The following is a 16,785-nucleotide window of genomic DNA, read 5'->3' on the forward strand; positions in this document are numbered from 1 at the left end:
CGCCCACTGCCGGTTCGGTGGAATACGGCGCCGGGCGCGCCGCCTCGCCAGGTGGGTGCGGAGCGGCTTCGGCTAGTGTCGCGGAGCAAGTTGCGCAGTTTGCCGCAAGGCGCGTCTCTGTGGTCGTGCCGACGTACCGTCGTCCTGACATGCTCGCAACGTGCCTCGACGCACTCTGCAAGCAGAATCTCCCGGCGGACCAGTACGAAATCTTTGTCTGCGACGACGGTCCCGACGACGCCACGCACGCTTGCGTCGCGCGCTTCGCCGCGACACAGGCCGAGCGAGGACTCGCGGTGCACTACGTTCCGGTCACACGCACTCAAGGCCCGGCCGGCGCGCGTAACGCCGGATGGCGGCGGGCACGCTCGCCGTTGATTGCCTTCACCGACGACGACACCCTGCCGGACCCGAACTGGCTCACCGCAGGCATCGCGGCGCTCGGAAACGGCGCTGCAGCCGCATCGGGAAAAATCGTCGTGCCCTTGCCCGACCTGCCGACCGACTACGAAGCCGACGCCAGCGGCCTCGAACGCGCGGAGTTCGCCACAGCGAACGCTTTCGTGGCGCGCGAGTATCTCGTGCTGACCGGCGGATTTGACGAACGCTTCACGTCCGCGTGGCGTGAAGACTCCGACCTGCAATTCATGCTGTTGCAGGCGGGCGGCGAGATCGTGAAGGCGGCCAACGCGCTGGTCGTGCATCCGGTACGCCCTGCACGTTGGGGCGTGAGCATTTCGCAGCAAAAGAAAAGTCAGTTCGACGCATTGCTTTACAAGAAGCATCCGCAGCTATTCAGAACGCGCATTCGCGCGACGCCGCCGCTGTTGTACTACGCAATCCTCTGCGCGGTGTTAACTGCATACGTTGCCGTGCTAACGGGCCGCGATGCTGTCGCGCTCGTCGCGCTGATCGTATGGCTTGGGTTGACCGGTTACTTCTGCGCAATGCGTTTGCGCGGACGCGATCGAAATTGGCGGCACATTCTCGAAATGGCGTGGACGTCGATTCCGATCCCGTTCTTGTCGATCTACTGGCGGCTCTATGGCGCCTGCCGCTTCAAAGTGTTCTTTCCATGAATCCACCCACGTTTCTGGGCGCGCTCGCGCCGCGCCGCATCGTCGTGTTTCGCGCACTGCAACTCGGTGACATGCTTTGCGCCGTCCCCGCGTTGCGCGCCTTACGCCGCGCGGTGCCGCACGCACATATTGCGCTGATCGGCTTGCCATGGGCACAAACGTTCGTCGAGCGCTATGTGGAGCTCGTCGATGAACTGATCGTGTTTCCTGGCGCAATGGGCTTTCCGGAACAGCCGGAGACAGACGCCGGTCTGCCGGACTTTTTCGCACAGATGCGCGCCCGGCGATTCGACCTCGCGATTCAGTTGCATGGCAGCGGCGGTGTCGCCAACGACCTGCTGCGCGAATTTGGCGCGACGGCTCAAGCAGGCTTCGTGCAACCCGATGAAGTGGAACGGTCCGGAAGTTTCATCGGCTGGCCCGACGACCTGCCCGAAGTCGAACACTATCTCGCGCTAATGGAAGCCCTGGGCGCGCCAGGAAGCGAGCGCCGGCTGGCGTTTCCGTTGAACCACCGGGACCGCGACGAATATGCCACGCTCGCCGCGACACACGGCGTGGAACCAACGCGCCTCGTGCTGGTTCACCCCGGCGCGCAGTTGCCCTCGCGCCGCTGGCCGGCGGAACGCTTCGCCGCCGTCGCCGACAACCTAGCCGCCGACGGCTGGCAGATCGCCATCACCGGAACGGCCGCCGAGGCGCCGCTGACCAGTGCGGTGCTGGGCGCGATGACTTCGCCGGCGTTGCATCTGGCGGGCGCCACCTCGCTCGGCGGACTGGCGGCGCTGGTCGCGCAGGCGCGCCTCGTGGTATGCAACGACACCGGCATTTCCCACATCGCCGCGGCGCGCAAGACGGCTTCGGTAGTGATTGCGTCGGGCAGCGACACGCGCCGCTGGGCGCCGTCGGATCACGCGCAGCACCGCGTACTCGCCGACTATCCGCCATGCCGCCCCTGCATGTTTCGCGAATGCCCGTACGGTCATCCGTGCGCTTTGAACATCAGCGTCGAACAGGTCGTGCAAACCGCGCGCGTCCAACTCGCGCTCGCGCCGGGCGCCGAACCGGGTGCGCCCAACGCGTTGCACGGAGACGGCGGACTCACAGAGGAAATTCATCATGCCGCGTAACTGCCGTCGGCTACGCGTTCTGACGTGGCACGTCCACGGCAACTACCTTTACTACCTGACCCAGACGCCGCACGACTTTTATGTCGTAACGAAGCCAGGTAATCCGCCCGGTTACGCGGGCAAAGTCGGCGTACTGCCGTGGGACGACAACGTGCATGAGATCAGTGCCGACGAAGTGGCCAACGCGCAGTTCGACGTGGTGCTGTATCAGCACAAAAGCCATTGGGAAACCGACAGGGAGCAGTTGTTGAGCCCGGCGCAGCAGCGCCTGCCGCGCGTCTATATCGAGCACGATCCACCGCAGGAGATCCCTTTCCAGCAAATGCACTGGGTCGAGGATCCTCACACTTTGCTGGTTCACGTCACGCACTTCAACCGGCTCATGTGGGACTCGGGCGTTACGCCCACGCGTGTTATCGAGCACGGTGTCGTCGTTCCCCATAACGTGCGTTACAACGGCGAACTCGAACGCGGCATTGTCGTGGTCAATCATCTCGCCCAGCGCGGGCGCCGGCTCGGCGCGGACGTTTTCACCGAGGCGCGTACGCGTGTCCCGCTCGATCTCGTGGGCATGGACGCAGAGCGGCTGGGTGGAATCGGCGAGATCGGCAATCTCGATCTGGCGGCATTCAGCGCGCGCTACCGTTTTTTCTTTAATCCGATTCGCTGGACCAGTCTTGGCCTTGCCATCGTGGAGGCGATGACGATCGGCATGCCCATTATCGGTCTCGCCACCACCGAACTCGCCACGGTGATACGCAATGGCGAAAACGGCTTTATTCACACCGACGTCGACGCGCTGGTGGATATCATGACCTCGCTGCTGCGCAATCCCGCCGAAGCACGGCGGCTTGGCGAAGGCGCGCGGCGCACCGCACTGGAGCGCTTTCATATCGACCGTTTCGCGCAGGACTGGCACGACACGCTCTTACAGGTAACCGCTTGATTCGCCGTCCACCGCACTTCAAGCAAGGACCACGCATTATGAAAGAATTGACCCGCAAGCGGATTCTGGTTACCGGTGGCGCCGGATTTCTCGGCTCGCATTTGTGTGAACGGCTCGTGACGCAAGGCCACGATGTGCTGTGCGTCGACAACTTCTACACTGGAACGAAGGACAATATCGCGCATCTGCTCGACTGCGCCAATTTCGAATTGATGCGCCACGACGTGACGTTCCCGCTCTATGTGGAAGTCGATGAGATTTATAACCTCGCGTGCCCTGCTTCGCCGATTCACTACCAGCACGATCCGGTGCAGACCACGAAGACCAGCGTACACGGCGCGATCAATCTGCTCGGCCTCGCCAAACGCGTGAAGGCGAAAATCTTCCAGGCATCGACGAGCGAAGTCTACGGCGATGCACGCGTGCACCCACAGCCCGAAGGCTACTGGGGTCATGTTAACCCGATCGGCCCGCGCTCCTGCTACGACGAAGGCAAACGTTGTGCGGAGACGCTGTTCATGGACTACAGGCGCCAGCATGGTCTGTCGGTCCGCATCGCGCGCATTTTCAACACGTACGGACCACGCACGCATCCGGCCGATGGCCGCGTGATCTCCAATTTCATGATGCAAGCCTTGCGGGGCGAACCGATCACGCTTTACGGCGACGGCTCGCAGACGCGCTCTTTCTGTTACGTGGACGACATGATCGACGCCTTTATCCGCTTGATGAACACGGAAGAGGATCTCGACGCACCCGTGAACCTCGGCAATCCTCATGAAGTCAGCATGCGCGAGATCGCGCAGCGCATCGTGGCGATCACTGCTTCAAATTCGCCGCTCGAAATGCGGCCTCTTCCCGCCGACGACCCGTCGCATCGACAGCCTGATATCACACGTGCCCGCGAGTTGCTCGGCTGGCAGCCACGCACGTCGCTGGACGACGGCCTCGCGCTGACCGCACGCTATTTCCGCGCGCGTATCGAAGCCGGCGCCGCGCCCTTACTCGGACACGCTAGTAATCGCCACGCCTTAGCGTCGGACCACTGAGTGCAAGAGCCGCGTTGACGAGAGCAAGGTGGCTGAGCGCCTGCGGGAAGTTGCCTGCGAGGTGGCGGCCCGGTACGTCGTACTCTTCCGCGAGCAGGCCGAGGTCGTTGGCAACAGCGAGTACCCGTTCGAACTGCGCCCGCGCATCCTGCTGGCGGCCTTGCAATTGCATGCACTCCGCCATCCAGCACGAGCATGCGAGGAACACGCCCTCGTTCGGTCCGTCCGTCACGGGCTTCTTACGGCGAATCAGGCCACCCTCGCTCAACTCGCGCTCGATGGTGGCGATAGTGGACGCCATGCGCGGGTCGTCGACGGGAAGAAAGCCGACCAGCGGCAGCAGCAATATGCTTGCATCGATTGCATGGGTTCCATAGTGCTGGGTGAAGGTGCCCAGGCCCGCGTTCCATGCCTCGCGGCAGATTTCCTCGTGCACGGTGTCGCGCAATGCGCTGATCCGTTCCACCATGGCCGTGCTCACCATGCCTCGCGTTTCGTGGCGTTTGACAAAGCGGTCGAGGGCGACCCATGCCAGCACCTTCGAATACGTGTAATGGCGTGGTTTTGTGCGCGACTCCCACATGCCCGAGCCCGCGTTCTGCCAGATCGATTCGACGTGCTCGATCAGCTTGTACTCCACGACGAATTCCTGCTCACACGGTGCAAGCCCGCCGCGACTAGCCAGATCGAGACACTCGATTACCTCGCCGTACACGTCTAGCTGATGCTGGCTGGAAGCGGCATTGCCGATACGCACCGGCGTGGCGAAACGGTAACCGGGCAACGAGTTCACGCTCCGTTCCGGCAAACGGCGTCCGCCATCCACCCGATACATGATCCGCATTTTGTCCGGCGAGCCCGCAATCGCGCGTAACAGCCAGTCCCGCCAGTCCTGCGCCTCTTCGTGATAGCCGGCGTTGAGCAACGCGGTCATCGTGAAACTCGCATCGCGCAGCCAGCAGTAACGGTAGTCCCAGTTCATCTCGCCGCCGGGCGCTTCGGGCAACGAGGTGGTCGGCGCGGCAACGAGCGCACCGCTGTGCCGATGAATCAGCGCCTTCAACGTGATCAGCGAGCGGCGAACCTGACGCGGCCAGTGCGTCTTGCCGTCGTCGAAGCGGCCGATCCAGTCGCGCCAGAAACGTTGCGTCGAAGTGAGCGCCGCTTCCGCGTCGATCGATGCTGGAAGCGGCTCGTGCGATTGCCCGTAGCTCATGACGAACGCTATGCGCTGCTCTGCCGTTACGTTGAATCGCGCCTCGACCGACTCTCCTTCTATGCGAAGCTTTACGGGCGCGCGCAAAACCACCAGATCGGGCCCGACCTTGGCGATGACATCGTCGCCGGACATTTCGAGCCACGGCGCAAGCGCGCCGTAGTCGAAGCGCAAGCGCACGCAACTGCGCATGGCCACGCTCCCACTCAGCCCAACGACGATGCGTACGATCGAAGAAAACGCCTTATTTACAGGCATGAAATCGATGATTCGCACTTCGCCGCTCGCCGTGCACAAGTCGGTTTCCATGACAAGCGTGTCGTCCTGATACCGACGACTGCGCGCCAGCACCGCGCCGGGCGCCTGAGCCGGCGCGAGAGACCATTGCCCGTGTTCTTCCTTGCCGAGCAGGGAGGCAAAGCAGGCGTCGCCGTCAAACCGCGGCCAGCAGAGCCAGTCGATAGTGCCGTCCCTGCTCAGCAATGCGGCTGTGTCGCCATCGCCCAGCAGTGCATAATCTTCAATCGGCCGGCTCACATTTCCCGCCTTGCAAAGGTTTCATGTTCTTCTCTTTCTGCTCGCCAGGAAACTCAGGCCACTCACGACACCGATGCCGGCCAGCGCCCAGAAGGCGTTGCGATGCCGACTCGTCAGCATTTCCCAACTGGTTGCTCTCGACTGACTGTCGAAGCGGCCATGTGCGCCGTAAGCGCCCGGTATCGGATCGAACAGATTGCCCGGCGTATCCGGTTCCAACAGCTCATCGGTAAGCTAGCCGTCGTAGCCTGCCTTCGCCAGATATTTGTCGATCCATCCCGGCGCAATCCGGTTCGCAAGAATCGCCTTGACCGTGGAGAACCCTACCCAGACTTGCCTGCGGCGATGCGTCGCCGCGAAGAAGATCGCGCGCGCCGCCACTTCCGGCTGGAAAATCGGCGCAACGGGCTGGGCTTTTCGTCCCATCTTGTTGAGCGCCCAGTCGAATTGCGGCGTATTGACGGCGGGCAAATCGACCATGGTCAGATGAACGTTCAGCCGGTCGTGGATGATTTCGGAGCGCAACGCGTCGGTAAAGCCACGCACGGCGAATTTCGCACCGCAGTAAATGGACTGGAGCGGCACGGATCGGTAACCGAGCGCGGAGCCGACATTCACAATGGTGCCGCGATTTCGAATGCGCATGCGCGCGAGCGCCGCCATCGTGCCATGCACCTGGCCCAGATACGTGACCTGTGTGCCGCGTTCGAACTCTCGCGCGGTGAGCGCCGACACCGGTGCAAAGACCGTCGCCATCGCAACGTTGACCCACACGTCGATCGGTCCGAGTTCCTGTTCGACGCGGGCAGCCGCAGACGCCACTGCTGCCGAATCGGCCACGTCAGTGGGAATGTCGAGCGCACGCACGCCATAGGCCGTTTGCAGTTCGGCGGCGGCGCGTTCCAGACGGGCGGCGTCGCGCGCGAGGAGCCCCACATCGTATCCATGCCGCGCAAATTCCTCGACAGCGGCTCGCCCGACGCCCGCGCTAGCGCCGGTAATGACCGCGACCTTGCTCATGCCGTTATCTCCATCGGTTCAGCGTGCGAGCAACTCCACACGCGTTGAAGACCTGCTCCACTTCCGAGGCGTCAGCAATAAGCGGACCTCGCTCGGCTATCCGTTCGCGTCTCGCTCACGTTGATAACGCTGGCTTATAGGAGGAGAGCGAGGAGCAGTTCAGCATTACCGACTGAAAGACAGCGGTACGGCGTTTGCGGCTGGACACTGCAAAGAGGACTTTTTCAGGAGCAGTCCATGGCACAAACTGTCGGCGATTTCATCATTGAACGATTGCATGCGTGGGGCGTCCGCCGCATTTATGGCTATCCCGGCGACGGCATCAACGGCGTATTCGGCGCACTCAACCGCGCACAATCAGAGGCGAAAAAATCGAAGTCAGGCAATCCGACGCAGCCCATCGAATTCATTCAGGTCCGCCATGAAGAAATGGCAGCCTTCATGGCATCCGCGCATGCAAAATTCACTGGCGAGCTGGGCGTGTGCATTGCCACCTCAGGTCCAGGTGCGTCGCATCTGATTACCGGACTTTATGACGCACGAATGGATCATATGCCGGTGCTCGCCATTGCGGGCCAGCAGGCACGGGCTGCGCTGGGCGGTCACTATCAGCAGGAACTCGACCTGCTTTCGTTGTTCAAGGACGTCGCCGGCGCATTCGTCGAACAGGCTTCGGTGCCCGCGCAGGTGCGTCATATCGTGGACCGCGCCGTGCGCACCGCGCTTTCGGAACGCAAAGTAACAGCGATGATCCTGCCTAACGACTTGCAGGACGCCCCTTATGAAGCGCCCGCGCGCAAACACGGCACGCTTCATTCGGGCGTTGGCTATCGCGCGCCGCGCATCGTGCCTTTCCCGGACGATCTACAGCAAGCCGCGAACGTGCTCAACGCTGGCAAGAAGGTGGCGATACTCGTCGGAGCGGGCGCGCTTCATGCCACGGACGAAGTCATCGCCGTCGCCGAAAAACTCGGAGCGGGTGTCGCCAAGGCGTTGCTCGGCAAGGCCGTGCTGCCCGACGATCTGCCGTGGGTCACCGGCTCGATCGGTCTGCTCGGCACCAAGCCGAGTTACGACCTCATGATGGAATGCGACACACTGCTGATGATCGGCTCGGGTTTCCCCTACTCGGAGTTCTTGCCAAAAGAAGGCGAAGCGCGGGGCGTGCAGATCGATGTGAAGGCCGACATGCTGAGCCTGCGCTATCCGATGGAAGTGAATCTCGTCGGCGACAGTGCGGAAACGCTCCGCGCGCTGCTGCCGCTGCTCGAAGAAAAGAAGGATCGCACGTGGCGTAAGAAGATTGAAGGCTGGACCGCCGACTGGTGGAAAACGCTCGATAAGCGCGCACACGTGGCGGGCAAAGACGCAGTCAATCCGCAGCGCACCGTTTGGGAACTGTCCAAACGCATTCCCGCGAACGCCATTGTCACGAGCGATTCGGGTTCCTGCGCGAACTGGTACGCGCGCGACCTCAAGGTGCAGCGCGGCATGATGTGCTCGCTGTCGGGTGGACTCGCATCGATGGGTGCGGCCGTTCCATATGCTATTGCCGCCAAATTTGCGTTTTCCGAGCGTCCGGTGATCGCGCTGGTCGGCGACGGCGCGATGCAGATGAACAACATGGCGGAGCTGATCACCGTATCGAAGTACTGGAAAGACTGGGCCGATCCACGCTGGATCTGCATGGTGCTGAACAACTGCGATCTCAATCAGGTCACCTGGGAGCAGCGTGTCATGGAAGGCGACCCGAAATACGAGGCGTCGCAGGATATTCCGTCGGTGCCGTATCACAAGTTCGCGGAGTTAATCGGCCTGAAAGGCATCTACGTCGACAACGAAGAACAGATGGGCGCCGCATGGGACCAGGCGCTGGCCTCGGACCGCCCCGTCGTGATCGAAGTCAAGGCCGATCCAAACATCGCACCGTTGCCACCGCATATCACGCTCGGGCAGGCCAAGGCATTTGCCTCGACGCTGATGAAGGGCGATCCGAACGAAGGCAACGTGATCGTGGAAACGGCGAAGCAGGTGCTCGGCGCCGTGTTGCCCGGTCATCACGGCAAATGACCAGGCGCGCCCCACCGCAGACGGGCGCGCTGCATGCGCCGATTACCGCCGTGCGCGCGCATGCTTACCGTATTCCGACCGATGCGCCGGAAGCCGACGGCACGTTCGAATGGAACGCGACCACACTTGTCGTCGTGGAAGTGGATGCGGCCGGCCAAAGCGGAATCGGCTATACGTATAGCGATAAAAGTGTGACCGGCCTGATTTGCGACACGCTCGGCGAATGCATCTTGCAGCGCGACGCGTGGGACATCCGCGCGATCTGGGACCGCATGCAGCGCCAGGTGCGCAACCTCGGCCGCTCGGGTCTCGCCGCCACGGCTATCTCTGCGGTGGACTGCGCACTGTGGGACCTCAAGGCGAAACTGCTCGACGTGCCGCTCGTGCGCCTGCTCGGCGCCGCGCGCGAGTCGGTGCCGATATACGGCAGCGGCGGCTTCACGACCTACAGCGATAAGCAGATACGCGAGCAGCTAGGCGGCTGGGTGGAGCGCGACGGCTGCCGCTGGGTGAAGATCAAGATCGGCAGCGAGCCGGATAAAGACCCCGCGCGCGTGCAAACAGCGCGCGCGGCGATCGGCGATGCCGGCCTGTTCGTCGACGCCAACGGCGCGTTCACGCCGCAAACCGCTTTGCTTTGGGCGCGGCGCTGTATCGACCAGCAGGTGCAATGGTTCGAAGAACCGGTTTCCTCGGACGACCGATCTGGTCTGCGCTTCGTGCGCGAACACGCGCCGCCCGGCATGGAGATCGCCGCCGGCGAATACGGCTACACGCTCGACGATTTCCGGCATCTGCTCAGCTCGCAAGCCGTGGATGTCCTGCAGGCCGACGTGAGCCGTTGCGGCGGGATCACCGGCTTCATGCAGGCTGCGGCGCTTTGCGACGCGTTTCATGTGCCGCTGTCGGCGCACTGCGCGCCTGCGCTGCATCTGCACGTTGCGTGCGCGGTGCCGCGTCTGCGTCATCAGGAGTGGTTTCACGATCACGTGCGGATCGAATCGCTGCTGTTCGACGGCGCACCGCGCGCGGCGAACGGTGCGATCGCGCCGGACCTGACGCGCCCCGGTTGCGGCCTCGAGTTCAAACTCCGCGATGCAACCTCGTACCAGATCAAATAGCGGGGAACGACGCATGACCTCTCAACGACTTCCGGGCCTGCTGTACGCGGTCGCCGGCGTGACCGCCGTGGCGGCGCTGGCGTTGCGTCCGGCGAAGCACGAAACGGCTGGCACGCAGGAGATCGGTGCAATCAGGGACGCGTTCGCGAGACCCGTCCGATCGCCCGCGCTGCGGACACCGCGTGTTCGAGCGCATATCGCCGCTGCTCAGCGTTTCAATCACAGTTCCGCGCTGCTCGCGCTCTCGGTGCTCGCCGACAGCGCCATGGAGCACTATCGCGGATCGTTCGACAATCCGGCGATGTTCACGCCGCTCGTCTCCGGCACGCTGTCCTTGCTGGCCGGTCTGCATGGCGGCCGCGATCACCGGCAGCAGACTCATCAGGTGCGTCATGCCATCTATCTGGCGGCCGCCGCCGCAGGCATAGCAGGTACCGGTTTTCATCTTTACAACGTGACGAAGCGGCCCGGCGGCTGGAGCTGGAACAACCTCTTTCATGCCGCGCCGCTAGGTGCGCCAATGGCGCTGTTGCTCTCCGGCGCGCTGGGCGCGGTGGCGGAACAACTGCGCGACGAGCCGACGCACGATCCGCAATTGTTCGGCATGCAGGCCGGGCGCGCGCTTGGTCTGATGGTCAGCGCGGGGTTGATCGGCACAGCGGGTGAGGCCGCGCTGCTGCATTTTCGCGGCGCGTTCCAGCATCGCGCAATGTATGCACCCGTCTCGGTGCCGCCACTCGCCGCCGTGCTGCTTGCCCAGGCCGCGCTCGCCGTGCCGCGCGAGCGCTGGTTCACACGCTTCTGGTTGCGCGCTACCACGGCGCTCGGTTTCGTCGGCGCGGGCTTTCACGCGCGCGGCATCGCGCGCCGGCAAGGCGGCTGGCGCAACTGGAGCCAGAACATCTTCAGCGGACCGCCGTTGCCCGCGCCACCCAGCTTCTCGGCCTTGGCACTGGCCGGTCTCGCCGCTTTGCGTTTGAGGGAGAGCGAAACATGAACGATACCAGGCACGCGAAGAGAGCCACCCGCTATCCGGGCTACGACGTGCTCGACAAACGCGACACGCCGTCGTGGGACGAGGCCACTCGCGCAGTGATCGCGCAGCGGCTCGCCACGCCCGCCGAGCCGCATTTCTTTAACGCCGTCGAATGGCTGGCGGTGTGCGCCGTGTGCGCGTGCATCGTGCCGCAGGCGAATGCGCAGCCGGTGGTGCCGCTTGCGCAGCTGCTCGATGCAAAGCTCGCGCAAAATACCGGCGACGGGTATCGCGACGCACGTCTGCCGCCGCTGCAGCAGGCGTGGCGCACGGGCCTTGCCGCGCTCGATGTGGAAAGCCGCGCGCGTCACGGTCTGCCGTTCGGCAGCCTCGACAAGCCGGGTCAGCACGCACTGCTCGACTCGATGCAACGCGGCGAGCTGACCGGCGACGCGTGGAACGGCATGCCCGCCGCCGTGTTCTTCGCCGAACGTCTGCTGCACGATATCTGCGGCATGTACTACGCACACCCCCACGCGTGGAGCGAAATGGGCTTTGGCGGGCCGGCGAATCCGCGGGGCTACGTGCGCCTTTACTACGACCGCCGCGACCCGTGGGAGGCCGCCGAGGCCAAACCCGGCGACACGGACAAAGCCCGTAAGGAGAACCAGCGTGCTCGATGAAGCGCAACATCATCCACGTGGCACGAACGGGCGCGCTCCCGATGTGTTCGAGCGCGGCGGCTGGATACCCATGCGCGAATATCCGAACGGCGAGGAAGTCGATTTCGCGATTGTCGGCACCGGCGCGGGCGGCGGCGCGCTCGCCTGCCGGCTGGCGGAACAGGGCTTTAGCGTCGTCGCATTCGATGCCGGCGCGTGGTGGCGCCCACTCGAAGAATTCGCCTCTGACGAACACCACCAGTCCAAGCTCTACTGGACCGACGAGCGCATCTGCGACGGCGAAAACCCGCTCAAGCTCGGCAATAACAACAGCGGCAAAGCGGTTGGCGGCAGCACGGTGCACTTTGCAATGGTGTCGCTGCGCTTTCGACCGGAGTGGTTCAAGTCGCGCAGCGTGCTCGGTTATGGCGCCGACTGGCCGCTCGACTGGCACGAGATGTGGCGCTATTACGCGCAGGTGGAAGACGCATTGAAGATTTCCGGGCCGGTCAACTATCCGTGGGGCCCGAAGCGCCCGCGCTACCCTTATCGCGAGCACGAACTGAATGCCGCGGCGCTCGTGCTCGCGCGCGGCGCGGAGGCGCTGGGTATCGACTGGACCGCGACGCCGCTCGCAACACTATCCGCGCCGCGTGGGAAGGCCCATCCCTGCGTCTATCGCGGATTCTGCACGTCGGGATGCGCGACCAATGCCAAGCAAAGCGCGCTCGTCACGTGGATTCCACGCGCGGTGAACGCCGGCGCCGAGATACGCGATCTGGCAATCGTGGGCCGCATTGCCACCAACGACGCGGGCCTGGTTACCGGCGTCGAATATCTGCGCGAAGGACGCTGGCAATTCCAGCGCGCGAAAAACGTGGTGGTGGCGGGCTACGCGATCGAAACACCGCGCCTGTTGCTGATGTCGGCGAATGGACGCTATCCGGACGGTCTCGCGAATAGCTCGGGGCTTGTCGGCAAGAACCTGATGGCGCAGTCGAATCAGGCCGTCTACGGCACCTTCGACGAAGAAATCCGCTGGTACAAGGGACCGCCTTCGCTCGCCATTACCGAACACTGGAACTACAAGGACACGGGTAAAGACTTCTTCGGCGGTTACTCGTATATGAGCCAGGGGCCGCTGCCCGTTGCCTGGGCGAGCGTGCAGAACGGGCGCGGTTTGTGGGGCGATGCACTGACCCGCGAGATGCAAAAGTATAACCATCAGGCCGGTCTGAAGATAGTCGGCGAGATGTTGCCGCAGGAACGCAACTGCGTAACGCTCGCCGATGAGAAAGACCAGTACGGTCTGCCCGTCGCGCGCGTGACGTATTCGATGTGCGACAACGACAAGCGGCTGATCACGCACTCGCTGAACTTCATGGAACAGGCGCTCGCGGCAGCTGGCGGCATCGACATCTGGCGCGAAACCGATGACACGTGCCACCTCAACGGCACGGCGCGCATGGGCGCGCATCCGTCGACGAGCGTGGTCAACGCCGACTGCCGCAGTTGGGATATCCCGAACTTGTGGGTCTGCGACGGTTCAGTGTTTCCGACCGTGGGCGGCGTGAATCCTTCGCTGACCATCCAGGCCATAGCCTGCCGGACCGCCGACCGTATCGTCGAACTCGCTGCGCGCGGCGAACTCTAGGAAGTGGCCGACGGCGCGCTGGTTTACGCCAGGAATACCCGTTGCTCGATTGCCGGTGTGATGCGTGCGTCGCTTCGCGACGCCCACAGCAGCCACCCGCCGAGACGGGGAGTTGATACATGTCCGACACCGACAACCAGTTCACGATAGTGGGATCGGTTTACATATGATTCGGCCTGCTTTGCAGATGGGACAGTACGTATCCGCTCATGCAACCGGTATTTCCGGTCTTCAGTCGTAGCGTTCCGAATCCAATCAGACATTTGGCGGGTGCCGGGAACAGCGGTTGCGGACAGGCAGTTAATCGCAAGTCGTTCGGTCTGCTTTGAATCACTGATTGCCTGGCGCGGCAACTCGGCCTGGCAGGCGGGACTTTCGAAACGAGCTTAAAAGTTGGGGACGGTGCGCAGGTTCTACCGCACCGGATTTGCGTGGTTCGCATGCGCGCCGCCCACCCAGCGAGGTGGGCATTTTTTTCGCATCCAGCCGCCTGCCGACTGCATCGCGCGACCGGCGGACAGAGAAGTCCTGGCTCGCTATGGAACTACGTGGCCATTCATGTACAGCGGACCCAAATACGAGAAGCCATGGAAGACAGATCGACCGCCATATGCATTCGTGACGGGCGCATACTACTCGTCGCTCGGGAGCACTCCTCACGAGTGACCAGGTGGTCATTGCCCGGCGGCAAGCGAACCGTGTCCGAGACCCCGGCCGAAGCGTGCCGTCGGGAATTGGTGGAAGAGACGTCGATTAGCCCGCTGAGTCTCGACTATCTGTTTCAGTTCGGCGGGCTCGCCAAACGGCATTATGTTTTTCTCGCCGAATTTGGCGCCGGATGTGCCAGCCCGCGCCAGCAATGAAATTGCGGCGTGTGGATGGTTCACCCCTCGAAAGATTGCGACTTTGCCGGCGAGCGTTCCGACTCGCGAAATCGTGGCGCTCTTCATTCGGCGCTGCGCCCACCCGGCGGTCAAGCGAGCGGCACCTGGACGCCGCGCGCCACCTGGCAACCTGAAGCACAGAGCCGGCGCAGCGCTATTGCGAACTGGAGGGCTGCGCGTTCGGCGACTGATTCACCGTCGCCTCGCTGCCGGCAGGGTCAACGCTGTTTGCCGCCGAACCGGCGGAAGCGTTCGCACGTTTCGCGGCGTCGCTACTATCCGTGCCGTTCGACGCCGCGGAGTTGCTTATCACGCCGCTGCTGGCGGCATCCATTGAAGAAACCTTACCGCTCTCGTTACCTGCACGTTTGCAGCCTGCTCCGGCTGCCGCCATGGCGGCAATACAAAGGACGGCGGCGGCGTAATTCAGTCTGCGGTTCATGGCATTAGCTCCTGTTCGTTATAGCCGCAGGCCTGCCTTGGTAAGTAAGGAACGTGCGCACGGCGTCGCCCGTTAAGTGAGCATAGGGCATGCCTCGCACAGGTACGGGCGTTGCGCCATTGCACGAAGCCGGTCACGACAGGCGCATGCGCGCCCGACCCCCACAAGGATGTCACCGTTAGGCAGCCCGTAAATCTGGCGCGGATGTTCGACCCCGGACGCGATCTTGAACGCGTTGCAAATCGCCACAGCGATAGCCGCATGCCACTGTCGACGGAATGACGACGCGGTCGCCGGCTTTCAAATCGCGCACGTGCTCACCGATCTTTTCGACCACGCCGACACCTTCGTGCCCGGCACGCTGCGTAAGCGTCGCGCGCGGTGCGTCCGTTGCATGACGGATGGCGCTGCAAGCGGTATTCCTGCAATGCGTGGACTTTTGCTTTGAACTTGAATCGCTATTTCGTCGATTCAATTCAATCGTCTCGTTCAGCGCGCGGGTTCCGGTCGCATTACATCGCCCCTCGATCGCGCCTGCTGTCCGCTCGCGCTACGGTTTGAGTACCACCTTGATGCAACCGTCCTCCTTGTCGCGGAACGTCCTGTACATGCCCGGCCCCTCTTCCAGCGACACTGTGTGGGTGATGACAAACGAAGGATCGATCTGTCCGTCCTGTATGCGTTTGAGCAGATCATCGGTCCATCGGTTGACGTGGGTCTGCCCCATCTTCCAGGTCAGCCCCTTGTTCATCGACGCGCCGAACGGGATCTTGTCGATCAGTCCGCCATACACGCCCGGCACCGAGAGCGTGCCTGCTGGGCGGCACACGTAAATCATTTCACGCAGCACATGCGGGCGATCTGTCTCCAGCATCACCGCCTGCTTGACCCTGTCGTACACGGCGTCGAACGAGCGCGTAGCATGCGATTCCATGCCGACCGCGTCGATGCATTTTTCCGGACCTTTTCCCTGCGTGAGGTCCTTGAGGCGATCAAGGACGCTTTCCTGATCGAAGTTGATCGTGACTGCCCCGCTCGCTTGCGCCATGGCGAGTCGCTCAGGCACACGGTCGATCACGACCACCTGCTTTGCACCCAGCAGAATCGCGCTACGAATCGCCATCTGCCCGACCGGTCCCGCGCCCCAGATGGCAACGGTGTCGTCAGGCTGGATGTCGCAGTTTACCGCTGCCTGCCAACCGGTCGGAAAAATGTCACCGAGAAAAAGGACCTGCTCGTCGGTGAGTCCCTCCGGAATCCTGACATGCGTCGTGTCCGCCATCGGAACACGAACATATTCCGCCTGGCCGCCGGGATAGCCGCCGGTCAGATGCGAGTAGCCGAAAAGTCCGGCGGTGGTATGACCGAAGACCTTATCGGCTTTCTCCTTGTTCCCATGCCCGCAAGCTACGCATAAGCAGCTTCCGTAGAACCGGCAATAATGTGCGAGAGAGGCGAATCTCGTGAAGCGCATGCATGGGGCGCCGAGTGATCCACCGCCTGATCCTGCTTCCCCTCGCCGAACCCTGTCTATCGTTGGCGCATGCGCTATGCCTGGCAGCCACAGAATCAAAGAAAGTCTGCTGCCTTTGCTTTGGTAGGTGGTCCGCAAATTGCGCCAAGACGCGTGTGGAGACAATGGTCGGGGGCACGATGAAAATTCCGGAATCAGCCGTATCGTTCCTGTCGTCGCGTGGCCTCAGACTCGCGACTGCTGAATCCTGCACGGCAGGTCAAATTGCGTCGTATCTCGCAAGGGTGCCCGGCAGCGGCTCCTGTCTGGATATGGGGTTCATCAGCTACTCCCCTTCGGGCAAAGTCCGATTCCTCGGTGTAAAAGCAACTACGATCCGTGACTACGGGCTGACGAGCGAGGAAGTTGCAAAAGAAATGGCAGAAGGTGCGCTTTGCCAGGAAGGTTGCTGCGCACACGTAGCGGTGTCGAACACGGGCGTGGCCGACGAGGTTCCTGAAGGTGTTGATGTTCACGCAGAATTGA

At 62.8% G+C, this 16,785-nt stretch carries 11 protein-coding genes and 5 pseudogenes; 11 read left to right on the plus strand and 5 right to left on the minus strand.

From position 1 onward, the window contains the following. Positions 1-149 precede the first annotated feature (149 nt). Genes B0G81_RS16945 through B0G81_RS16960 form a run of 4 tightly spaced genes read left to right on the plus strand, consistent with a single transcriptional unit; the run spans position 150 to position 4,204 of the window. The gene (locus B0G81_RS16945) at positions 150-1,079 is read left to right on the plus strand and encodes a glycosyltransferase (RefSeq protein WP_243856776.1); all 930 of its coding nucleotides are present in this window, start codon (positions 150-152) and stop codon (positions 1,077-1,079) included. Beyond that, positions 1,076-2,209, plus strand: coding sequence for a glycosyltransferase family 9 protein (locus B0G81_RS16950; RefSeq protein ID WP_134137746.1), 1,134 nt, complete (start codon positions 1,076-1,078; stop codon positions 2,207-2,209). The genes B0G81_RS16945 and B0G81_RS16950 overlap by 4 nt, the downstream gene beginning before the upstream one ends. Beyond that, the gene (locus B0G81_RS16955; protein ID WP_121311386.1) at positions 2,199-3,155 is read left to right on the plus strand and encodes a glycosyltransferase family 4 protein; all 957 of its coding nucleotides are present in this window, start codon (positions 2,199-2,201) and stop codon (positions 3,153-3,155) included. Before B0G81_RS16950 ends, B0G81_RS16955 begins: the two co-directional genes overlap by 11 nt. A 38-nt stretch (positions 3,156-3,193) precedes the next feature. After that, positions 3,194-4,204 (plus strand): UDP-glucuronic acid decarboxylase family protein, encoded by a 1,011-nt coding sequence (locus tag B0G81_RS16960; protein ID WP_134137747.1) that lies wholly within the window; start codon positions 3,194-3,196, stop codon positions 4,202-4,204. On the opposite strand, the gene B0G81_RS16965 is transcribed toward B0G81_RS16960, so the two are convergent. Further along, entirely contained in the window at positions 4,170-5,957 is a 1,788-nt protein-coding gene (locus B0G81_RS16965; RefSeq protein WP_134137748.1) for a glycoside hydrolase family 15 protein, read from the minus strand. The two genes, B0G81_RS16960 and B0G81_RS16965, sit on opposite strands and share 35 nt — an antisense overlap. A 21-nt stretch (positions 5,958-5,978) precedes the next feature. Beyond that, positions 5,979-6,977: pseudogene (locus B0G81_RS16970) on the minus strand (SDR family oxidoreductase). Positions 6,978-7,214: 237 nt separating this feature from the next. Here B0G81_RS16970 and B0G81_RS16975 point away from each other — a divergent pair. The 6 genes and pseudogenes from B0G81_RS16975 to B0G81_RS17000 form a co-directional block, all read left to right on the plus strand. Then, complete coding sequence (locus B0G81_RS16975; RefSeq protein ID WP_121311382.1) at positions 7,215-9,047, plus strand: thiamine pyrophosphate-requiring protein; 1,833 nt, start codon at positions 7,215-7,217, stop codon at positions 9,045-9,047. Beyond that, positions 9,044-10,168: an enolase C-terminal domain-like protein gene (locus B0G81_RS16980; RefSeq protein ID WP_121311381.1), complete on the plus strand. Its 1,125-nt coding sequence runs from the start codon at positions 9,044-9,046 to the stop codon at positions 10,166-10,168. Before B0G81_RS16975 ends, B0G81_RS16980 begins: the two co-directional genes overlap by 4 nt. Positions 10,169-10,181: 13 nt before the next feature. After that, positions 10,182-11,165, plus strand: a complete 984-nt coding sequence (locus B0G81_RS16985; RefSeq protein WP_134137749.1) for a hypothetical protein — start codon at positions 10,182-10,184, stop codon at positions 11,163-11,165. Continuing rightward, the gene (locus B0G81_RS16990; protein ID WP_106286248.1) at positions 11,162-11,827 is read left to right on the plus strand and encodes a gluconate 2-dehydrogenase subunit 3 family protein; all 666 of its coding nucleotides are present in this window, start codon (positions 11,162-11,164) and stop codon (positions 11,825-11,827) included. The genes B0G81_RS16985 and B0G81_RS16990 overlap by 4 nt, the downstream gene beginning before the upstream one ends. After that, positions 11,817-13,460, plus strand: a complete 1,644-nt coding sequence (locus tag B0G81_RS16995) for a GMC family oxidoreductase (protein WP_134137750.1) — start codon at positions 11,817-11,819, stop codon at positions 13,458-13,460. Before B0G81_RS16990 ends, B0G81_RS16995 begins: the two co-directional genes overlap by 11 nt. 587 nt (positions 13,461-14,047) lie before the next feature. Then, positions 14,048-14,405: pseudogene (locus B0G81_RS17000) on the plus strand (NUDIX domain-containing protein); the annotation flags it as partial. 93 nt (positions 14,406-14,498) lie between these two features. On the opposite strand, the gene B0G81_RS17005 reads toward B0G81_RS17000, so the two are convergent. The 3 genes and pseudogenes from B0G81_RS17005 to B0G81_RS17015 all read right to left on the minus strand — a co-directional run. Beyond that, entirely contained in the window at positions 14,499-14,786 is a 288-nt protein-coding gene (locus B0G81_RS17005; RefSeq protein WP_134137751.1) for a hypothetical protein, read from the minus strand. A gap of 256 nt (positions 14,787-15,042) precedes the next feature. Further along, positions 15,043-15,141: pseudogene (locus B0G81_RS44680) on the minus strand (alcohol dehydrogenase catalytic domain-containing protein); the annotation flags it as partial. A 195-nt stretch (positions 15,142-15,336) separates the two neighbouring features. Beyond that, positions 15,337-16,179 (minus strand): annotated as a pseudogene (locus tag B0G81_RS17015) (zinc-binding dehydrogenase); the annotation flags it as partial. 260 nt (positions 16,180-16,439) lie between these two features. Here B0G81_RS17015 and B0G81_RS17020 point away from each other — a divergent pair. Beyond that, positions 16,440-16,748 (plus strand): annotated as a pseudogene (locus tag B0G81_RS17020) (nicotinamide-nucleotide amidohydrolase family protein); the annotation flags it as partial. Between the last annotated feature and the right edge of the window lie 37 nt (positions 16,749-16,785).

This window comes from Paraburkholderia sp. BL6665CI2N2, assembly GCF_004366535.1.
Classification (GTDB): domain Bacteria; phylum Pseudomonadota; class Gammaproteobacteria; order Burkholderiales; family Burkholderiaceae; genus Paraburkholderia.

What these genes read in the sequence shown, in the direction of transcription:
- B0G81_RS17005 (WP_134137751.1), bottom strand. Translation starts at nt 14,786, where the DNA reads ATGAACCGCAGACTGAATTACGCCGCCGCCGTCCTTTGTATTGCCGCC.
- B0G81_RS16975 (WP_121311382.1), top strand. Translation starts at nt 7,215, where the DNA reads ATGGCACAAACTGTCGGCGATTTCATCATTGAACGATTGCATGCGTGG.
- B0G81_RS16960 (WP_134137747.1), top strand. Translation starts at nt 3,194, where the DNA reads ATGAAAGAATTGACCCGCAAGCGGATTCTGGTTACCGGTGGCGCCGGA.
- B0G81_RS16955 (WP_121311386.1), top strand. Translation starts at nt 2,199, where the DNA reads ATGCCGCGTAACTGCCGTCGGCTACGCGTTCTGACGTGGCACGTCCAC.
- B0G81_RS16990 (WP_106286248.1), top strand. Translation starts at nt 11,162, where the DNA reads ATGAACGATACCAGGCACGCGAAGAGAGCCACCCGCTATCCGGGCTAC.
- B0G81_RS16945 (WP_243856776.1), top strand. Translation starts at nt 150, where the DNA reads ATGCTCGCAACGTGCCTCGACGCACTCTGCAAGCAGAATCTCCCGGCG.
- B0G81_RS16985 (WP_134137749.1), top strand. Translation starts at nt 10,182, where the DNA reads ATGACCTCTCAACGACTTCCGGGCCTGCTGTACGCGGTCGCCGGCGTG.
- B0G81_RS16950 (WP_134137746.1), top strand. Translation starts at nt 1,076, where the DNA reads ATGAATCCACCCACGTTTCTGGGCGCGCTCGCGCCGCGCCGCATCGTC.
- B0G81_RS16980 (WP_121311381.1), top strand. Translation starts at nt 9,044, where the DNA reads ATGACCAGGCGCGCCCCACCGCAGACGGGCGCGCTGCATGCGCCGATT.